Source organism: Pseudomonas sp. GW821-FHT07G06 (assembly GCF_058986625.1).
Map to the genome: position 1 here is coordinate 1 of NZ_JBYSVW010000018.1, position 19,834 is coordinate 19,834.

Sequence of the window (19,834 nt, forward strand, 5' to 3'; positions counted from 1 at the left end):
GTCTGCTCCTGGAGGAAAAGAGCCAATTGTAGCGACATCCCAAATGAAAAGATCGCAGCCTGCGGCAGCTCCTACAGTGATCGTATTCACATTGCAGAAAAGTCCGCTCGCCGGTGAGGGCGAGCGGCGGTCTTACTGTGCAGCTTTCATTTTTTCAGCGATCTTGGCATCTACCGCAGCACGGATCTGGTCGATGCTGAAGCTCGCCGGTTTCTGGCTTGGCGGGTATTCGATGAACGTCTGCAGGAACCCGGCCGCTTTTTGTACGGCTTGGGCGGCCAGGTAGACGTTTTTGGTCTGCCAATCGTAATACTGATCGGAAACCACGTCGGCCCGTTCATACGGGTCCATCCTCAGGTTGAAGATTTTCGGTACGCGCAGGCACACGAACGGTTCGCTCCAGACTTTAAAACCGCCGGGCTCGCGTTGTTCGCAGAACACCACTTTCCAGTTACCGAAGCGCATCGACACCAGCACGCCGTCGTCGTTGAAGTAGTAGAACTCCTTGCGCTCGCCTTTAGGCTGTTGGCCGGTCAGGTAGGGCAGTTGGTTGAAACCGTCCAGGTGCACTTTGAAGTTGTTGCCACCCGAGGTCGGTGCCCAACCCTTGAGCAGCTTTTCCTTCACGTCGGTTTCGCCCGCGGCTGCCAGCAAGGTCGGGAACCAGTCCATGCCCGAGAATAGCTCGTTGGAGACTTCACCGGCCTTGATCTTGCCCGGCCAGCGCACAATGGCTGGCACGCGGTAGGCGCCTTCCCAGTTGGAGTTCTTCTCGTTACGGAACGGCGTGGTCGCCGCGTCCGGCCAGGAGAACTGGTTCGGGCCGTTGTCGGTGGTGTAGACGACGATGGTGTTGTCGGCGATTTTCAGGTCGTCGAGGGTCTTCAGCAGTTTGCCGACATCGCCGTCGTGTTCGAGCATGCCATCGGCGTAATCGTTGCCGGGCATGCCGCTCTGGCCCTTCATCGACTCGCGCACGTGGGTGAACAAGTGCATGCGCGTGGTGTTCATCCAGACGAAGAACGGTTTGTCGGCCTTCGCTTGTTTCTCGATGAACGCCTGCGCCGCCGCCGTGGTTTCGTCGTCGATGGTTTCCATGCGCTTGGTGGTCAGCGCGCCGGTGTCTTCGATCTTGCCGTCGGCGAAGCTGTGGATCACGCCACGCGGGGTGTTGGCCTTGACGAACTCGGCATCGTCTTTTGGCCAGTACGGACGCTCAGGTTCTTCTTCGGCGTTGAGGTGGTACAGGTTGCCGAAGAACTCGTCGAAACCGTGGTTGGTCGGCAGGTATTCATCCTTGTCGCCCAGGTGGTTCTTGCCGAACTGGCCGGTGGCGTAGCCCTGGGACTTGAGCGCCTGGGCGATGGTGATGTCACGCTTTTGCAGGCCCACCGGTGCGCCCGGGATGCCGACTTTCGACAGACCGGTACGCAAAGGCGTCTGGCCGGTGATGAACGACGAACGCCCGGCGGTGCAGCTGTTCTCCGCGTAATAGTCGGTGAACATCATGCCTTCTTTGGCAATGCGGTCGATGTTGGGCGTCTTGTAGCCGACCACGCCCATGGAATAGGCGCTGATGTTGGTCTGGCCAATATCGTCGCCGAAGATCACCAGAATGTTGGGTTTATCAGCGGCTCCGGCCGTTGCCGAAATCGCCATCACCGAGGCTGCCACCAGGGCGAGTTTCGGTAGCCACTTACCTATGCGAGTCATCTGACTGGCTCCTTTTCACTACGTCGCTGAATGCGACAAACGTTTATTGCGGTCCTGCATTACGTCTTTTTATTGCACTTGCTCGGGTGTGGCGGCGTCGTACGGATAGATCCGGCGCCATTCGGCCGCCATGTCGACGACCGTCCAGCCACGTTTGTTCGCTTCGTCCAGGGCCTTGTCCAGGCGACCGATCTGCGACTGTCGGTCGTAAGCCCATTCGCGTTTGGCGTCGGTGTGGTGCACCAACCCCATGAATCGTTTGCCGGGACCGGCGGCGGTCCACTGGAGCATTTGCAGGTCACCGTCGGAGTTGCCGAACGCTAGGATCGGTCGTTTGCCGATCACGGCATTGATGCTTTCCGGTTTGCCCGGGCCATCGTCGTTGTGGGCCAGTTTCGGCGTACGCAGGATCGACGCCTGGCCGTCCTTGTACTGGAACGCGGTGACGAAGGTGGTGCCGATCACCTGCTCCGGTGGAATGCCGTAGACCTTCTCGGCAAAGGCGCGCATGAACCCGGTGTCGCCACCGGAGACGATGTAGGTCTTGAAGGCGTTACCGCGCAGGTAGTCGAGCATCTCCAGCATCGGCTGGAAGATCATTTCGGTGTACAGCTTGCCGGTTTTCGGATGCCTGGCCTGACTCAGCCAGGACTTGGCGTAGTCATCGAACGCTTCGCTGGTCATGCCGGTGTGGGTCGCACCGAAGATCTTCATCATGCCTTCCAGGCCGCTGGCGGCCAGGGCCTTGTGATCGTTTTCCAGCACGGCCTGGAACGGCTGGGTGGTTTTCCATTCCGGGTGCTGCGCCGCGGTGCGCTTGACTTCTTCGAGGGCGAACAGCAATTCGAAGTACATCGGCTGCTCGCTCCACAAGGTGCCGTCGTTATCGAACACGGCAATGCGGTCTTCGGGTTTGACGAAGTCCTTGCTGTTTTGATCGGTCACGGCCTGCACGAACTCGATGATCTGCTTTTTCGACGGCCCATCGTTCCACGAGGGCAGGGGTTCGGCTGCCTGGACCAGCAGCGGCAGGCTCAAGGCCAGGGTCAGCAGGAAGCTGAATACGCGATGATGGTGCAACGATTTCGAATTGGTCATGGGAAACCCTTCTTGTGAACGGGGTTGAGCGGATGAAGAGCAGGAGAGACTGATTCTCTGTTGCACTCGGCCTGACTATGCAGCGTAGACAAGGATTCCCCGATTTGGCGCAGGGCCTGCTCTTTGTCCGTTTCGCGGCCGTAACAGGCCCGCAGGAAGCTTTGCAGGCGCGGGCCGAGACCGGTCAATTTCAGGCCCCGGTGGCTGCGCCGGGTCCACAGGTACAGGGCGCTCAATTGCGTCGGTTTGCTCTGCAGTTGTGCCGGAATCTGCTGCCACGCGTAGTCGGCGGACTCGAGCCAGGCGGCGTGTCGGGCGCGGCGGCGCGCCTGCCAGTTGAGGTGCGCGCGGCATACGAGCGGGCGACTGAACCAGCCCAGGGCGACCACCGCCAACGCCAGAGCCAAGAGTCCGAACCAGTGCCCGGAAAGGTGCAGGCGATTGTGCTGACCGAGTTTTTTCAGGTCTTCGGTGATTGAAAACACCGGCTTGTAGGCGCTGTTGGCCGCGGCGTCGAAGGTCACGCCAGGCACTGTGGCCGTGCGGGTTTGCCGGCTGCTGGCATCCCACCATTTCAGTTCGACGGCTGGCAGGCTGTAGTGGCCTTCGGTGTCGATTCGATACGTCACGCTGTCGATGCGCTGGCCGCCAATGAAGTTGCCGCGACCGTCATCCAGATTGCGGATTTGTGGGGCTTTCGGGTAGCGGCTCAGGCCCTTGATGGCGTCCAGCGTCGGTGTCGGCAGTGACATGGCCAGGGCACCGTCGGCCTGTAGCGTCAGTTCCCGGGTGATGCTGTCGCCGACCTTCAGCGGCGTGGCCGAATGGATGGTCTTTTGGGTAAACCGCAGCCCTTGAGCCACCAGCACCGCCTCCCCGGGCTGGAATCCCGGCGGCTGTGCGGCATTGAAGTGCAATGGCTGACTTTGGGCGCTGAGTTCGTGGCTGGCCTGGCCCGGTGTGGCTTGTACCGTCAGTGCCGGAATGTCGAAGCCTTGGGCCAGGTTCGGGGTGATCAGGTAGCTGTAGCGCATGCCGCTGAAGGATTTGCCGTCGATCGTCTGGTTCAGGTGTTCGGCATGGCCGTCCGGTGGCATCACCAGTGCGCCGGGCAGTTTCAGGTCGGGCAGGGTGGGGGCGCTGGTGAACCAGGTGTCGGTGAAGACATCGAGTTGCAGTTCGACCAGGCTGCCGACCATGACGGGGTCGGTGGGTTGCAGGGTGGCCTGGACTTTCAGTTGAGGGTCGGCGGCGAATGTGTTGAGGCTGATCAGACCGATGAGCAGGGCTCCGAGATTTGTGGTGAGTGGTCGGGCCCTTTCGCGAGCAGGCTCGCTCCCACAGGGGATTTGAGGTGCGCCTGGATCAAATGTGGGAGCGAGCCTGCTCGCGAAGGCTGCGACTCGGTCTTGAAGGCAGCTCATGGCTTGGCCCCCGCCTGATCCTGCAGGCTGAATTTCTGCTTGAGAAACTTCGCCGGCGATGTGGTCAGGTTCTGCAACCATTGCTCATCCGAGGCCGCTTGTTGGGTTTCCATCTTTTTGCTTTGCCCTTTACCCGGCGCCTTGTCCATCTTGATTTCGTCGGGTTTGACCTCTGGCGTGTTCTTCTCGGCGCTTTCGGTGTCTTTCTGCAAGGCGATGGCCAGGGCCAGGTTGGCCGTGGCTTCCGGGAACTGCGGTTGCAACTTCAGCGCCTGGTTATAGGCAGCGATGGCCTGATCGAACTTGAACCGGCGCACGTAGATATTGCCCAGGTAGAAATAGGCCTGCGGTGTATCGAGCCGCGCGAAGCTGGCCAGTGCCAGGTCGAAATCGGCCGCGTTGTAGGCGGCCACGCCTTTCCAGTACGGATCGACGAACAGCGCCGCCGCCTGAGGATAGTGCTGGTGTTCGAAGGCCCAGCGGCCTTGCTGGTCGCGGGTGAAAAAGGCGTCGGTCAGGGCGTTGGCCTTTGCCGGCGCCGGTTGCAGGCCCAGGCCCGCCGCCAGCAGCAGTCCAGCCATCCAGTTCACGCTCCAGCCCCTGCGTACGCTGAAGAAGGCGAACAGCAGCAGCGGCCAGCACAACCAGTAGCCGGCGTCTTTCCAGTGCAATTCACGCTGTTCGTCGCTGGCGGACTGGTAGTGCTGCTCGGCGTGCAGTTCGATCCAGTCCAGGTCGTCATCGTTGAGGGTCAGGCTGCCCAGCGGGGCATCCAGCGTTGAGGCAAGCTGCTTGAGGGCGTCCGGGTCGAAACTGCCGAGTTGCGGGCGACCATTGCTGTCGATGCGTGGCTGGCCGCTGGCATCGCGGATGATCCCGCCGTCGCTGCTGCCGGCCGCCAGAATCAGCACTTGCAATGCACTGTCCGCCAGTCGTTTGTCCAGCCCGGCCAATGTCGAGGTGTCGGCGCCATCGGTGATCAGCAGCAGGGTACCGGGTGTTTTCTCGGCGGTGAGCAGGCGCTTGGCCTGATCGATGACCGCGCCGACATCTTTCCCCGGTTTGTTGATCAGGTCGGTGCTCAGGGCCTGGATGAAGGTATCGAGCAGGGCCGGGTCGTCGGTGGCGGGCAACACCAGATGCGCGCTGCCGGCGTAGGCAATCAAGGCGTTGCGCGAACCGGCGCGGCGCTGGACCAGGTCGTGAAGCTTGTGCTTGACCGCTTCCAGGCGACTGGGTGGAACGTCGCTGGCGTCCATGGACGGCGACAGGTCGACGGCGATGATCAGCGGCGCGCGGTTTTCCAGAAAGTCCGGGCGATCCTGTTCCCAGGTCGGCCCGGCGGCGGCGAGGGCGCCCAGTACCAACAGCGCACACAGCAGATGCACGGGGCGCAGGCGGTGCCGGTCTTGCGGGGTGATGAGCAGATGCGGCAGCAGGTGCGCCGTGATATTGCTGCGCCAGCGCCGTTGCAAATCCTGGCTATGTCGCCACAGCACTGGCAGCAGTGCACCGAACACGGCGAGCAACAGCCACACAGGACGCAGGAAGTGGAAGTCGCCGAGGTTGATGTCCATCTCAGGTCTCCTGCCGTTGACGGGCGAGCATCAGCCGTGGAAGCAGCAGGGCGCCCAGGTGATACATCGCCAACAGCGCAATGGCCGCGCCCAGCGGCCACCAGAACAGATCGCGTTTGGGCTGGTGGCTGAGGGTTTTCACCTGATGTGGGGTGAGTTTGTCCAGGGTGCTGTAGACCTGATCCAGGGCGTTGCGGTCTTCGGCACGGAAGAAGCGTCCGCCGGTGGCCTGGGCAATGTCCTGCAGGCCTTGCAGGTTGACCTTGGCTTCGCCTTCGGCGTTCGGGTCGCCGATGCCGATGGTGTGGATCACCACCCCTTTGGCGGCCGCCATGGCGGCCGCATGATCCGGGGTGATGGCGCTGCTGGTGTCGTTGCCGTCGGTGAGCAGGATCAGCACTTTTTCCTGCTCATGGGCCTGATCCAGCAGTTTCAGGCTCAGGCCGATGGCGTCGCCGATGGCCGTGTTGGGGCCGGCCATGCCGATGCCGGTGTCGTCCAGCAGCAGTGACAGGCTGGCGTGATCGAGGGTCAAGGGTGCCTGCGGATAGGCGCCGGTGCCGAACACGATCAGTCCGATTCGATCATCCTTGCGCTTGTCGATGAACCCGTGCACCACGTCCTTGACCGCGGCCAGGCGATTGATTTTCTGGCCGTTGGCGTCGGTGAAGTCGGTGGTTTCCATCGACTGGGATATGTCGATGGCCAGCATCAGGTCACGCACCGGCTGCTGGCGCTCGATGGGCTTTTCCACCCACACCGGCCGGCTCGCCGCCACCAGCAACAGTGTCCAGACCAGCAGGTTCAGCAGCAGCTGCCAGCCGTTGCTGCGGGTACCGGCCTGGCTGGGTGCCTGGCCGACAGCACGGCTCATGGCGCCGAAAAACGGTACGCGCACGGCACTGCGCGCCTCGCGGTAATCGGGCAGGTAGCGATAACCCAACCATGGCAATGGCAGCAGGATCAGCAACCAGGGGTAATCAAGCTGCCACATGATGACGCTCCACCCAGGTTTTGCAGGTATTGAATAGTTGCTGTCGCTGTTCGCTGGGCATGTCGCGCAAGGCGGCATCCGGCGCATAGGCAAGCCGCGCCAGTTGCTGGCTGAAATCGGCCGGTAAGGGCTGTTTACTATGCCGCTGCAAAAACGCCTGCCATTCCTCTTTCCCCAACGCCGCAACCGTCCCCCTGTAGGAGCTGCCGAAGGCTGCGATCTTTTGATCTTCAGCGGTCTCGACGCCGCTAAAAGATCGCAGCCTTCGGCAGCTCCTACAGGGGGCATGGGGGCTAGGCATGGAGAGGGCCACGCGTTTGAGCAGCTCCGGAAGTTCGCGCAATGCATTCAGGTCATTGCTGCGTTGCTGCAACTCCGCCAACCGTGCCAGCGCCTCGCGCCGATAGCGATCACGCCGCCATTGCCAGTAACGTCGGGCACTGACCAGTAACAGGCTGAGCACCAACAATGTCAGCAACGCCCACCAACCCCACGTCTGCGGCGCATAGCTGACCGGTGCCGGCAAGGCCATTTCCTTGAGTTGGTCGATGCTCGGGATAGCGGGGTTCATCGGCGTCTCCCGGCGAGCTTGCCCAGTTCGGCGCGCAGTTGTTCGTGGGCTTCGGTGGCGGTGCTGAACATCATCAACGGCACCTGGCTACGGCGCAGCAAAGTGGCGACGTCCTTGAGCCGACCGCTGAGAAAATCCCCCAAGGGCTGATGCACCTGTTGCCGATCCACCGCCAATTCCACCTGCAATTGCCCCTGGGTGATCAGCACGCGGCCGTTTTTCGGCAGGTTCAGCGCCAGCGGGTCATAGATCTGCATGGCGATCACATCGTTATGGGCCGCCAGTTGCCGCATGAGCTGCAAGGTGCGTTCGCCAGCCCCGGCAAAATCACTGACGATGCAGATCAGGTGATCGTGACCGGCAACGGCCAGGCAATGCTGCAGGACCTTGTCGAGCTGGTCTGCGCCCTCGGAATCCGGGTTGCCCGCATTGAGTGCCTGGTTCTGCTTGGCAATGCGGCTGCACAGCGCCTCGATGCGTTTACGGCTGCGCAGCGGGGCGATGCTGTCGATGCGTTGATCGTTGAATACCAGCCCGCCGACGCGGTCGCCGGCGTTGAACACCATCCACGCCGCCAGGGCGCCGAGTTCGGCGGCGACGGCGGATTTGAAGCTGCGTTGCGAACCGAAGAACATCGACATGCGCTGGTCGACGAGGATCAGCGCCGGGCGATCGCGCTCTTCGGTGAATGTGCGTACCACCGGTTTGCCGGTGCGCAGGGAGGCGCGCCAGTCGAGATGACGCAAATCGTCCCCCGGCTGATAACGGCGCAGCTCATCGAAGTTCAGGCCGCGGCCACGCAAGCGTGACGCGTGATTGCCCGCGAGGATGCTGCCTTGAGGTTGGCGAGCGACAAAACTCAGGTCACGGGCCTTGAACTCCAGGGCCATCAACTGCGCCAGAGAGACATACACCAGGCCGTCGACGCTGTTCATGGGCATCAGGCCGGAATCGCCACTTTATCGAGCAGACGGTCGAGCACCTGGTCGGCGCTCACGCCATCGGCCACCGCGTCGTAGCTCAGTTGCAGGCGATGGCGCAGCACCGGGTGGACCACGGCGCGGACGTTGTCCGGAGACACGAAATCCTGGCCCTGCAACCAGGCGTCGGCCCGGGCACAACGGTCCAGGCCGATGCCGCCACGGGGGCTGGCGCCGATGCTGATCCAGCGCCCGAGATCGGCGTCGTAGTCGGCCGGATGGCGCGTGGCATTGATCAGGTCGATCAGGTAACGGTCGATGGCCGGGGACACGTGCACCGCACTGACTTCCCGGCGCGCGGCAAAGATCACGTCCTGGGCCAGGGCGAACCCCTGCACCGCAGCCGTTTTGGCGCCGAGTGCCTGTTCTTCTTCGCGCAGCAGACGCAGCACCTGGCTTTCGTTTTCCGCGCTCGGGTAGTCCAGCAGCACTTTCATCAGGAAGCGGTCCATCTGCGCTTCCGGCAGCGGGTACGTGCCTTCCTGTTCAATCGGGTTCTGGGTCGCCACCACGATGAACAGCTCCGGCAGCGCATGGCTGTTGCCGGCCACGGTGATTTGCCGTTCTTCCATGGCTTCGAGCAACGCGGCCTGGACCTTGGCCGGCGCACGGTTGATTTCGTCGGCCAGGATCAGGTTGCCGAACAGCGGGCCGGGCTGGAAGCGTATTTCGTTCTTGCCTTCGACCTGATGCAGCACCTCGGCGCCGGTGATGTCCGACGGCAGCAAGTCCGGGGTGAACTGGATGCGGCTCATCTTCGCGTCCAGGTGTTTGGCCAGTGCTTTCACCGTGCGGGTCTTGGCCAGGCCGGGCAGGCTTTCGAGCAGCAGATGCCCGTTGGCCAGCAGGCCGACGAGGATTTGCCGGATCACCTGGTCCTGACCGAGTACCGCTTCGGCGATACTGGCTTGCAGGGCGTTGAGGTCGTTGAGTGCGGTCATGAAAGGATCCTCGCTCAAAGCATGAAGGTCGGAATGACCGGAATGAATGACAGTCGGAAATTCCAGCGACTGCTGATGAGGTCGTCGGGGTGAATCGCCGAATACTGGATCTCCCCGGAAATGCGCACCGGCAGCTTGCCGAAGTTGAATATCCGCCCGGCGCCGAGGCCGACAGGGAAGGTCACTTTGTTGCCGCCTTCGGCTTTCCAGTTCACGGTGACGTTGGGTGTCATGCCGATCCGCCATTGCTCGGGGCCAGGAATGGCGCGCTGGATGAAGTACTGAATGTTGGTCAGGCTCACATCCTTGCGCTGGCTGTCGCCACCGACCGACCACCAGTGTTGCGGGAACAGGCCCAGGGTCCAGTCTTCGCCCAGGTACGCGGCGACGAACGCCGGGCCCAGGGAATATTTGCCGGTGCCCAGGACGTCTTTTTCCGCAGTGGGGAACATCGCGGTCGGGCCGAAGCCCCAGACCAGCTTGCCGCCCCCGGCGAAGCGCACCGGCTCCTTGGGCGAGAACACACCGACATAGGCCAGGTCGCCAAAACCGCTGGTGCGGTCGAACGGGTCTTGCACGACCGAGGCAAAGTCGCCACGGTCGCTGAGGATATCGCTGGGGCCCATGCCGATCAGATTGCCGGCCCGGTGGTTGATCGGGGCGCTGACGTAGCTAATGGGCAGGCGGTTGATCAGGTTCCAGTCTTCGCTGATGGAAATCGGGAAGGTCGGCATGAAGCTGTACTTGCCCAGCATGCGTGTGCCGTTGCTGTGCGGACCCTTGAGTGCGGTGTAGTCGAACTGGTTGAACAGCAACACCAGATTGCCCACCGGGTTATCCATCAACCTGGCGATTTGCTCGGTCGACGGATCGCAGCCGGCCGCCACGACTTTTTTCAGGTCAATGTCGAAGTCCTGTTGCAGCCGATGACAAGTCTCGGGGTCACCTTTGGCGGCGGCTTGAGCCGGCGTGCCAACAAGCGTGGGCAGGTCACCACTGGCGCAGGCGAAGCCGCTGAACAGGACACTGCAAAAGGTCAAGCGGACAATGATGGCCATCCCTGGCTACCTCCTAGAAAAATGCCAGGGTCAGGTTGACGCTGATGCCATTGCCTTCGGGCCGGTTCTTGGTGTCGAACTCCGGGACCCAACGGGCACTGATGTTGGCCTGGGCGTCGGCGAACTTGCCGCTCCAGCCTACCGTCGGGCCCGCACCCACCGAGCGCCCGCGAAAACCGCTGGTTGCGCCGGATCCGGAATCATCGGTGACCTGCTGGATATAACCTGCCACCAAGCCTGCGTTCCAGCCGTTGCCGAAGCCGTGGGTCCACAGGGCGTCGAGGGTGAAAATGTTGCCATTGCGATAATCCGTGGCGTCGTTCTCGGTGTAGAACTCCAGGCCGCTCGACAGGGTGAATTCGCCGCCCTTGCCGTCCAGGTGAGTGAACGCCACCGTCGGCATGAAGGTGTAAGTGTTCTGCCCGGGGTTGGCCAGGCGGTCGTCGTTGTAGGCACCGGTCGGCACGTAGATCGGCAGCGAGAACGCGATGTGGTTGAGTTCGTCGAAGTGATAGCCGGCGGCAATCGGCGTCACCAACATGTCGGCGAACTGGGTGCCAGTGTCCTCGGTACCCAGGGTCCTGCCGCGAGGGCCGGTGATGCTCGCGGTAATGTCGGTGTACTGCACCGGCACACCGATGGCCGAGGCGTAGTTCCAGCGACCCTTGCCGGTGTCCCAGACGTGAGTGAAGTTGGCCATGGTGTAAGACACTTTCATGTCCAGCCCGGTACTCAGGGCGCCCACGATCGGCACCTGGGCGCTGCCCTTGAGGTCGCCGTCGTACCAGATGCTGGTCAGGGACATGACCCATCCCGGCTCCGGGGGCACGATCCCGGCATCGGAAAACACTTGTTGCCCGGTGATCGGACGACCGACACCCCCTTCGGCCGCCAGGCTCAATGGACTGACGCTGACCATGCACAGCGCCAACAAGGGGCGCACTACCAAAGGCCTGATCATGAACGACTCCGCTTATTGTTGTGTGGTGGCTGGCGTCAGCAGCGGCAGTTTCCACTGGCCGTTGTTGACTTCCGGTTTTGGCAGGTACAGGCGCAGCACGCCGTAGAACGGACCATTCGGGGCCGGCAGCCAGTTGCTTTGCAATGCTTTGGCCGGCGCCTTGTGTTGCACGTAAAGGGTCAGGCCGCCATCGGCATCGAGCTTGAGGTCGGGCAACATCCGCGAATTGATCAAATAGCGATTGAGCGGGTTGGCCACCAGCAATTTGTTTTTGCCGTCGTACATGGTCAGGGACCAGAACGCATCGACCGGGGGCAGGGCGTCCTTGTCAAAATGCAGGGTGTAGTCGGTTTCCGATGCGTCGACCGGCTTTCCGTCCTTGTCGACGAAATAGCCGAAGTAGTTCGCCTCTTCGGCAGAGTTGCCGAAAATCCCCATGTTGGCGCCTGCATAGCGGTACAGGTAGTTGCCCTTGAGGTGGTCGCGACTGCCGAACAGGTCACCGCTGCTGACCTCGTGGGTGTCGACTTTGGTTTTCTTGAATTCGGCGAACTCGGCCCTGGCGTCACTGATGCCGTCTTCCAGTGCCTTGCGTTGTTCGGCGCTGAGGTCGCTGAGCTTGAACGGTTTGCCGGCCCCGACGCCGATTTTTGCGAAGCGCGCCAGCAGGTCTTTTTCCACATCCTGGGCCGGGGTGAATGCCAGCATGAAATTCAGGTAGCGAAACAGGTCCGGGGTCTCGCTCATGGTCGGCGTCGGTTTCGGCCAGTCGATTTTCGGCGCGGCAGCCGGGGCCTTCTGTTTGACGTAGTGACTCAGGGGGTCGACCTTGTAGCCCTTCTGGATCTGCTTGACCTTGGCCAGGTCTTTTTCATCGAACAATTGCGTGCGGTACAGCGCGTAAGCGATGTTGCTTTCACTGCGGACCATGCGGTCGATGTCGACCGGTTGCTGACCCTGCCAGTTCGGGCCGGCAATCATGTAGTGCCCCCCGTTGTTGCCCGTGCTGCGAGTACCCAGATAGCCAAAGTTCTGGGTATAGGCGTCGATCAGTTGCACCGAGTAGTAACGGTGTTCTTCGATGGGCGGCAGGGTCAGCACCAACGGCTCGGCGCGCAAATCCATCCAGACAAAGGAGTAGGGCGTGTCGGAATTCGGGGTGACGAACGCCGTGTCCTTCGCGGTAAACGCCTTGGCGGTATTGCCGATCTGGTTGAACGGTGCCTTGAAATTCGGGCTCTTCCTGTCCACGGCCTGGGTGTAGAGGGTCTTGTACATCTCCACCACCGGGAAACCGTACAGATAGGCCTCCTTGGCGATGGCCCGGGCTTCGTCCGGGGTGGCGGTGAAGTCGACACTGGCCCCTGCACCACAACTGACGAACATTGTCATCAGGCTGAAACCGGCTGCGCGAAGTGCACCGTGCATATAAAGGTCCTTATTTACCGAAGGTGACATTGATCCCGGCGAACACTGTGAATTGCGGCAAGCCATCGCCTTTTCGGTCAACAGTCCACTGTGGCTCGATAAAGGCATTGAGGATATTGGACCCGGACTTCCAGGCTTTGCCGCCCCCCAAACCGAGTGGGATGTAGTGAGTGTTGTTCTTCAGGTCGAACGTCCAGATGCCGGTCGAGCGCAGGTACCAGCCTTTTTCCAGGTTGTGGATGATGAACGGCTGGAAGGTGGCGGACTCGACGTGAGGGCGGTCGTGATCACCGGCGAACGAGCTCTGGTACTGCACCAGTGCGCCGAGGAGTCCGCGGGGCGAGGAGTCGATGGCGATGGCGGACAGTCCAGCCTGCCATTTGCCGGTCCCCAACTCATCTTGCTCGGCGGTCGGCGCAGTGATTTGCGGACCGACGCCCAACTGCACGCCTTCGGTCTTGAGCAGGAAAATATCGAACAGGTTCAGGTCACCGATGCCGGTGCTGTAGCCGTTGTGGGGATCCGGGCGGGTGCTGACGGGAAGGGTGACGCGCAACAGTTGCGGGACACCAATGAAATCATTCGGCGCCATGGGCAACGCGCCACGCAGCAGCGCGTCATTGGTATGAGCGTTGGTGTCGAACAATTTGGGTGTGTAGTAGTCCTGAAGGTTGACGCCGGGCGCCAGGTTCAGCGGGTTGTTGCTTTTGTTGGCCGTCTCGGCGTTATCGGCGTGAGCACAAAAAACAGGCGCCAGCGAAGTCACCCAGACGAAGGCGTACTTCCCCAATTTCTTTGACATCATTCCCCCGATTCCCTGGTGGCTGATTGGGCAGACGGTCTATAAGTCTGGCCGTAACTGCGTAATCCCTTTCCGATCAAGCCTGTAGGACTTATCGGATGAAGTTAGCAGTTAACCACGGGTTGGCCAATCCTATGGATTAATTCTTTCGTTTTGTGTGTGGATTCTCCTTATTTTTGTGTACTAAAAAGTTAATACGAAACAACAAGTTGGGAGTATTAACTGAAGGAGCCGTTGCGTTGAAAGTGGTTGCAAGCCATCAGATGGCTCATTGATCCCGTAGACCGACCGCATCCCATAAATATGTACCGCACCTGATCGCTGCGACGTAGACAAGCTGTGCCCTACAGACAAGGAGAGACTGTATGGCACAACGAACATTGCACGATGGATCAACAGGGGATGTGGTCATCAGGCCGGGGCCGCCGGCTACGGGTGGCGGCGGGGGTGGCGGCGGTTCGGGCGGTAACCGCGTCGGTGCGTCAGGGGCCTTTGGCGGTGTCAGTCAACGTACAAAAGACGCCAGAAGACGGGTCAAGCAAGAGTTTCTTGCCGCAGAGGCTCGCAAGCGCGCCGAGGCTGCAGCCGAGGCAGAACGGGCTCGGGAGCAGGCTCGCGTGCAAACGCGACAGCAATTGCTCGCAGGCTGGATACCTCGATACAACAGCGTCAGAGCAGCTATCGACCAACGCTTTTCTGCAAAAAACCTGCAACTGGCGCCCTCGCTTGAACAAGAAATCCTCGCGGCTCGACAGCGACTTGACAGTGGTTCGAGCAGCGAGCGTTGGCAGCTGTATTTAATCAGCAAAGAAAAAAGCGAAATAGACGGGCTGATCGCCCGCAAAGCAGCAGAACTGATTGAAAGGAACGCGGCTGCCCATTCATTCGATAGTCACGATGCGCTTTCGCGTTCGACGGATGATTACCTGGCGCGGCTGGATCAGTTTGGCGACGGGCTCGAGAGTGGTCATCAGATCTGGGAAAACGCCTACAACGCCGCCCACGAAGCGAGGTTGTTGTCGGCACAAATCAATGCGCTCTCGGAAAAGTCCAGCGTCCTGTCCAGGTACCATGCTGAACAGAGCATTGTCTGGCGGGAAAGGGAAGCCCTCTGGGAGCGTCAGCGTCAGTACGCCGAACTGCGTGAGGCGCGCGTTCGGTTCAAGCAGCAGGCTGATGCCGATGCACGGGTAGAGCGGGTCAATCAGGCTAATACCTTGCGGTTGCCGGCTACGGCGTCGATGACTGCTGCTTCGGTGCTGTTCAACCCCAATGGGGTATGGATTGCTGGAGCGGCTGATGCCTTGGCACTGGCGGTAACGCGGTCAACAGCTGCATTGGGCGGTGTCCTGGGGACGCTCACCGTTGGGCAAGTTGGCCTATTTATCGGGGGAATGGCCTACCCATCCGAGTTAGGGAATGGGGAGTTAACCCCCGAACAGCGGACTCGTTTGTTTCACGCCATCGCCGTTCCGGCGCAGGCTCTGGATCTGCACGATAGTCACGAGTTGCAAGCGGTGGCTGACGCGGGCGGCTCGGTAGAGGCGGAGTACCGGTTAAAGCCCGTACCGGTACCGGAAGGCACCGCGGTTATCGTCGTCGGCACCGGAGGCGAGATAGATCCTCGGGTTCCGGTGGTGAATGCGGAACTGGATCCCCTGACCGGTCAATACAGCGCAGAAATCCCCGGATCACCCACCAGGCACCTGCAGTTCGCGCCCGAGGCCATGCCTCAGGCAGCGACGGCCAATCCGGCTCGATTGGCAGTGACGGAGCCGCAGGTCCAGGACATTCCGGCGGGTGTCGATCTACGCATTCAGGATTGTATTGTCTGTGTGCCTGGCCTGGAGCCAATTTATCTGTCCTTCAGCGTGCCACCCATGGGTAGGGGCGTGGTCACCGGGACAGGGCAAGCGGCGCCGGTCGACTGGTGGAAAGCAGCCAGCCTGGCCAACGGTGTTGGCATCCCGACACAAGTCGGCGAGCAGTTCCGCGGGCGCGAATTCAAGTCGTTCGAGGCTTTCGACGAAGCGTTGTGGCGAACGATAGGAGAGCATCACCAACTTGTCTCGCCCTTCGATGAGGTGAATCAAAAGCGCATCGAACAAGGTTTCGCCCCCTACGCGCCGAAAAGCACGTGGGTGGGTGAAAACCGAGCGTTCGAACTGCGTTATCAGGAGCGGCCGGAGTTCTGGTCTGATCCTTTCAACCTCGACAACATCAGCATCAAGACGCCGCACGCTGCCGAAGGATGGCTCGGGATCGTCCCGGCGGTTGTTCCTTGGCCGATTCCTCCGGCCAGTAGCTGGAAACCCGTGGTGCCGCCAGGCAGCGAACACATCGGGTCGACGACATCGCCGATCACACCGACCGACCCGTTGATTTATCCCGGTAGCCCGGCCATCCCCGTCCTACCGGAAAACGAGACATTTCCTGCTGTTGATGAAGGGGAAATTGGTGCGAGTATTCCGGGGTATCCGGGGGATATGGATTTACCGTCATCAGGACTGGTTTTCGTTGGCCCGCCGGTTGTGCCGTTGGAGGTTGGGCCGTACAACGAGCTAAGTGGCCGGAGTAGGGGAGATGGGTTGGATATTGACCATATTCCTTCCAGGAAGGCGCTAGAGGTGTATATCCATCTCAATTTTCCAGAGATCGACTGGCATGAGCGGAGAATGATTTTGAGGAGGGCTCCAAGCATTGCAATACCGTCAGAGGTTCATCGCAAATTTAGCGAAACTTATGGCGGACGGAACCATCTATCCAAAAAAATGAAAGATGCGGCTGATTTGCGATTAGCAGTGGATAGTAATTTTGATGCGGTCAAAGCGGGTTTGCTCGAGCTCGGGGTTGGTGAATCTGACATCGAGAGAGCTCGCTCGAATTTACACGAACTACACACTGAACAAGGATGGTACCAATGAACGCGGAAAAAATCGAAAGCTGGATCAAGAAATTGGGTTTTAACTATGATGAATTAATCTCCCAAGGTGTTGTTTTTGATAATGTCCTGGAGGCACTTTATCCTGATGCTGACCTGCTGGATATGGATTTAGAAACGGGTGTCAGTCTCTCATTTTGGGCGGAAACCAAAAAGCTCGAAACGTTGTTCGTAACCCTGAAAAAGACGATGCCTGAAGTAATCGAATACACAGGAGCTCTACCACTACCTTTCGCCTTGGAAATGACGCAGTCTGAAGTCCATGCGATTTTTGGCGAGCCAGTGGAATCAAGAGGCCCAATCAGAATGCCTGAGCCAATGGGGCAGACGGGCGGATGGGAATCCTATCTGTTGGATTCTGCTGTTTATCCAGGCAAGAAAGTTACTTTTCAATATACCTCAGCAATGGAGGTGAAAACTTTGGTTTTTACCTTGATTGATAAGGGACACGACTAAGCTTGAAATTTAGAGCCTATGCTATAGGCGCAGTTGTTCATAGCCGGTAACTGCAAATTTGGTTGCCTTTTAAAGTCGTTCCTCGCAGGTCGGTCGGTTCGTTCGAGCTCTAGAGAGATGTTTCTGGCTGTTGATGAAGGGGATATGGAACTTCCCTCGCCTGACGCTTTGTTTCGTGACCGGCGGGACGATCCGGGGTTGCAACCGGGGTGGGGCAGGTGGTTTCGGGGGTATGGTTGGGTGAAGCTGCGCGAGGAGAGGGGGCGCCTATACCTTCGCGTATTGCGGATCGGTTGAGAGGGGTTGAGTTTGCCAATTTTCACCGGTTCAGGGAGGCGTTTTGGAAGGCTGTTGCGGCGGACGTATTACTTAGTGAGCAATTTAATAAAGGTAACCTCGAAAGAATGCGAAATGGTTCGGCTCCATTTCCCAAGGGGACTGATCAAGTCGGGGGGCGTAAGGCGTTCGAACTTCATCATCGAATTGAAATAGCAAAGGGTGGTGCTGTTTACGGCTTGGATGACTTGTTTGTAATGACCCCGAAGCGTCATATTCAACTGCATAAGGGACAACATTATGATTTTTTTTAAAGAGAAACTAGAGGACTACACCGAGGCGGAATTTCTGTCTTTTTTGGGTGAGTTCTTTAATCACCCAAGCGGTTTAAAAGGACGGGCGCTCGAAGAGTATTGGGACAGGCTCTTAGAGCATTTTGAGGCAGTCACTGAGCACCCGGGACGCTCAGACGTCATCTTTTACCCAAAGGAAGGCCAGGAAGACAGTCCGGAAGGCATCCTGAAAGAAGTCAAAGAATGGCGCGCAGCCAATAACAAGCCCGGCTTCAAACCAGAATAATCTTCTATCAACACTTGCCGGCACTTGCCCTGATCGAGCAAGTGCCCTTGTCTACGACAGCTTGCCCCAAGGGCTCAAGGAAGAACCAGGATGGAACTTAAGGCCACACTCAAGGATTACACCGAATCGGAATTTCAGGCGCTGGTCAACAAGATCTGGGCTGTGGATTTATCCAAGCAGGATCATGACAGGCTTATCAACCATTTCGACCAGATTGTCGGTCATCCCAAGGGGGCTGACCTGCTATTTTACCCGAATGAAAAATTCAACTCGAACAGCCCCGAATCGGTGGTGGATTACGTCAAGGACTGGCATCGCAATCAAGGAGGTACTGCGTTCAAAGAAGAATCAGTTTTCGTACCCGCACCATCGCCAGTGATGACACCTCTTGCACGCAGCTTTGCGCAAGTGCAAAAAATTGCTGCAGATGTGGCAGCGTCGGAAGTAGCCGTTGAAAAAACGTTTGGTCTGTTCGGGCAGGGTATCCAGCAACTGCGCGACCCGCTAAATGGCAGCAAGACGGTTTCTGATCAAGAAGCAGATATCCGCGCACTGGAACATGTTCAACATTCAGTGGTGATCGCGGTCAGGAAGTTCGAATTCTGGAAAATGACGGTGCAGTTCGCCAAAAATGATGCCCAGCGTAACCTGACCTATGCGCGGACCGAACAGGCGCAGTGGCAAAGTCTCGCTCAGCAGATCAACGCATTGCAGGATCGCTACGCCGGGCAATTGGCGGCTTTTAGCCAGCGTCATCGGTCTTTGCATGATGAGGCCGAGGCGTTGTTGATCAAGGCACAGGACCAATTGATTCGTTCCCGTCGGCTGGCCAGGGCCGAACCTGGTCAGCCGGGCTACATGATCACTGCTTCATTGGCCTTTGCCCACAAGCGCCCCGAGGTTTTACTGGAGGGTGGCCCATCCGGTTTGCAGTTGAGCCAACAGATTGACTTGCAGAAAGCCATTCGTTCGGTGGTTGCTGAATTTACCTGGAGGAACACTTCAGGCGAACCGAGCGATGAGAAACTGTGCGCCGCCGTGATGCAATTTGAGTTTTCCAGCCGCGCGGATACTCAGGTCTACGGGCTCTGTGTTCCGTTGGTCGAACTGACGCCGCTCGAGGGTCAGGATTGGCTTTCGTTGGCGATGAAAGAGTCCGAGTTTGATCTTCCTTTCCGAATCGGGACGACTACAGTGCCCGCAAGACCCGGAACGATGTTTCAGGGCTTGCGCGAGGTGAAAACACTGGCGCAGGTTTATATCACTCCGACCCCAAGCGCTAACGTGTCGGCCAAGGTCAGAGTGCGGGCGGCGCAGTTTGATCAGCAACGGGGCGCCTTTGGTTTCACCATTGATGGCACCCCTCCCGTCACTGTTTGCTGGTCTACCCCGGTCCCCCTTGAACGACAGACTCCCGCAGCACAGCCCCCCATGCGTCGCTTGGGATTTGTGCAATCTTTGACCGTACCGCATGTCGAGCCCATCACAGCCGAAGGAGCAACAGCCCGGTTCGCCGATTACATCGTGGTTTTCCCGGATGATTCAGGGTTTGATCCGCTGTACGTCATGCTCAGCACTTCTTGATTTGCCCGAGCAACCGCTCTTCCTGCTCACGTAGCTCGGGCGTGAGTTGCGCACCGAAGTCGTCCAGTTCGAACACCTGGCGAATCTCGATCTCGGCCTCGGTGCCCGGCATCGGGTTGGGGCAGCGCTTGACCCACTCGATGGCCTCTTCTTTGGACTTCACTTGCCACAACCAGAAACCGGCAATCAGTTCCTTGGTTTCGATGAAGGGGCCGTCGATCACCGTGCGTTGGTCACCTGAAAACTTTACACGAGCGCCCTTGCTGCTCGGGTGCAGGCCTTCGCCCGCGAGCATGATGCCGGCCTTGACCAGTTCTTCGTTGTAGTTGCCCATGGCGGTCAGCAGTTCCTGGCTGGGCATGACGCCGGCTTCGGAATCCTGGCTGGCCTTGATGATGATCATGAATCGCATGGTGTCGTCTCCGTTGCAGTTGAGTAGCTCGATTTATAG

General features: G+C 59.4%; 18 protein-coding genes. 5 read left to right on the plus strand and 13 right to left on the minus strand.

The genetic code is table 11. From position 1 onward, the window contains the following. Positions 1 to 132 precede the first annotated feature (132 nt). The 12 genes from AC3WJW_RS24755 to AC3WJW_RS24810 form a co-directional block, all read right to left on the minus strand. Entirely contained in the window at positions 133 to 1,713 is a 1,581-nt protein-coding gene (locus AC3WJW_RS24755) for an arylsulfatase (protein WP_493727773.1), read from the minus strand. Positions 1,714 to 1,782: 69 nt separating this feature from the next. Then, positions 1,783 to 2,811: an HAD family hydrolase gene (locus AC3WJW_RS24760; protein WP_493727774.1), complete on the minus strand. Its 1,029-nt coding sequence runs from the start codon at positions 2,809 to 2,811 to the stop codon at positions 1,783 to 1,785. Further along, on the minus strand, positions 2,808 to 4,235 hold the full coding sequence (locus AC3WJW_RS24765) for a BatD family protein (protein WP_493727775.1): 1,428 nt from the start codon (positions 4,233 to 4,235) through the stop codon (positions 2,808 to 2,810). The genes AC3WJW_RS24760 and AC3WJW_RS24765 overlap by 4 nt, the downstream gene beginning before the upstream one ends. Beyond that, on the minus strand, positions 4,232 to 5,812 hold the full coding sequence (locus AC3WJW_RS24770) for a VWA domain-containing protein (RefSeq protein ID WP_493727776.1): 1,581 nt from the start codon (positions 5,810 to 5,812) through the stop codon (positions 4,232 to 4,234). The genes AC3WJW_RS24765 and AC3WJW_RS24770 overlap by 4 nt, the downstream gene beginning before the upstream one ends. Position 5,813: 1 nt before the next feature. Next, a complete protein-coding gene (locus AC3WJW_RS24775; protein ID WP_493727777.1) occupies positions 5,814 to 6,806 on the minus strand; it encodes a vWA domain-containing protein in 993 nt (330 codons plus the stop codon). Continuing rightward, positions 6,793 to 7,377, minus strand: a complete 585-nt coding sequence (locus AC3WJW_RS24780) for a DUF4381 domain-containing protein (RefSeq protein WP_493727778.1) — start codon at positions 7,375 to 7,377, stop codon at positions 6,793 to 6,795. Before AC3WJW_RS24780 ends, AC3WJW_RS24775 begins: the two co-directional genes overlap by 14 nt. Beyond that, complete coding sequence (locus tag AC3WJW_RS24785) at positions 7,374 to 8,318, minus strand: DUF58 domain-containing protein (protein ID WP_493727779.1); 945 nt, start codon at positions 8,316 to 8,318, stop codon at positions 7,374 to 7,376. The genes AC3WJW_RS24780 and AC3WJW_RS24785 overlap by 4 nt, the downstream gene beginning before the upstream one ends. After that, positions 8,318 to 9,298 carry an AAA family ATPase gene (locus tag AC3WJW_RS24790; protein WP_102673574.1) on the minus strand — a complete coding sequence of 327 codons (981 nt, stop codon included), beginning with the start codon at positions 9,296 to 9,298 and terminating at the stop codon, positions 8,318 to 8,320. The genes AC3WJW_RS24785 and AC3WJW_RS24790 overlap by 1 nt, the downstream gene beginning before the upstream one ends. Before the next feature lie 14 nt (positions 9,299 to 9,312). Further along, the gene (locus AC3WJW_RS24795; RefSeq protein ID WP_493727780.1) at positions 9,313 to 10,356 is read right to left on the minus strand and encodes a hypothetical protein; all 1,044 of its coding nucleotides are present in this window, start codon (positions 10,354 to 10,356) and stop codon (positions 9,313 to 9,315) included. 13 nt (positions 10,357 to 10,369) lie between these two features. Then, complete coding sequence (locus AC3WJW_RS24800) at positions 10,370 to 11,317, minus strand: SphA family protein (protein ID WP_493727781.1); 948 nt, start codon at positions 11,315 to 11,317, stop codon at positions 10,370 to 10,372. A 12-nt stretch (positions 11,318 to 11,329) separates the two neighbouring features. Then, positions 11,330 to 12,745: a DUF1254 domain-containing protein gene (locus AC3WJW_RS24805; protein ID WP_493727782.1), complete on the minus strand. Its 1,416-nt coding sequence runs from the start codon at positions 12,743 to 12,745 to the stop codon at positions 11,330 to 11,332. 10 nt (positions 12,746 to 12,755) lie between these two features. Next, a complete protein-coding gene (locus tag AC3WJW_RS24810) occupies positions 12,756 to 13,547 on the minus strand; it encodes a hypothetical protein (RefSeq protein ID WP_493727867.1) in 792 nt (263 codons plus the stop codon). Positions 13,548 to 13,912: 365 nt separating this feature from the next. On the opposite strand from AC3WJW_RS24810, the gene AC3WJW_RS24815 reads away from it, so the two are divergent. The 5 genes from AC3WJW_RS24815 to AC3WJW_RS24835 all read left to right on the plus strand — a co-directional run bounded on the left by AC3WJW_RS24815 (position 13,913) and on the right by AC3WJW_RS24835 (position 19,383). Continuing rightward, positions 13,913 to 16,471, plus strand: a complete 2,559-nt coding sequence (locus AC3WJW_RS24815) for a pyocin-S2/colicin E7-DNase domain-containing protein (protein ID WP_493727783.1) — start codon at positions 13,913 to 13,915, stop codon at positions 16,469 to 16,471. Next, a complete protein-coding gene (locus tag AC3WJW_RS24820) occupies positions 16,468 to 16,944 on the plus strand; it encodes a DUF6392 family protein (protein ID WP_493727784.1) in 477 nt (158 codons plus the stop codon). The genes AC3WJW_RS24815 and AC3WJW_RS24820 overlap by 4 nt, the downstream gene beginning before the upstream one ends. 218 nt (positions 16,945 to 17,162) lie before the next feature. Then, positions 17,163 to 17,534 carry an HNH endonuclease signature motif containing protein gene (locus tag AC3WJW_RS24825; protein WP_493727868.1) on the plus strand — a complete coding sequence of 124 codons (372 nt, stop codon included), beginning with the start codon at positions 17,163 to 17,165 and terminating at the stop codon, positions 17,532 to 17,534. Beyond that, positions 17,524 to 17,799, plus strand: coding sequence for a bacteriocin immunity protein (locus AC3WJW_RS24830; protein WP_493727869.1), 276 nt, complete (start codon positions 17,524 to 17,526; stop codon positions 17,797 to 17,799). The genes AC3WJW_RS24825 and AC3WJW_RS24830 overlap by 11 nt, the downstream gene beginning before the upstream one ends. A gap of 90 nt (positions 17,800 to 17,889) precedes the next feature. Then, on the plus strand, positions 17,890 to 19,383 hold the full coding sequence (locus AC3WJW_RS24835) for a bacteriocin immunity protein (RefSeq protein WP_493727785.1): 1,494 nt from the start codon (positions 17,890 to 17,892) through the stop codon (positions 19,381 to 19,383). Here AC3WJW_RS24835 and AC3WJW_RS24840 read toward each other — a convergent pair. Continuing rightward, entirely contained in the window at positions 19,370 to 19,795 is a 426-nt protein-coding gene (locus AC3WJW_RS24840) for a YciI family protein (protein WP_493727786.1), read from the minus strand. The two genes, AC3WJW_RS24835 and AC3WJW_RS24840, sit on opposite strands and share 14 nt — an antisense overlap. Between the last annotated feature and the right edge of the window lie 39 nt (positions 19,796 to 19,834).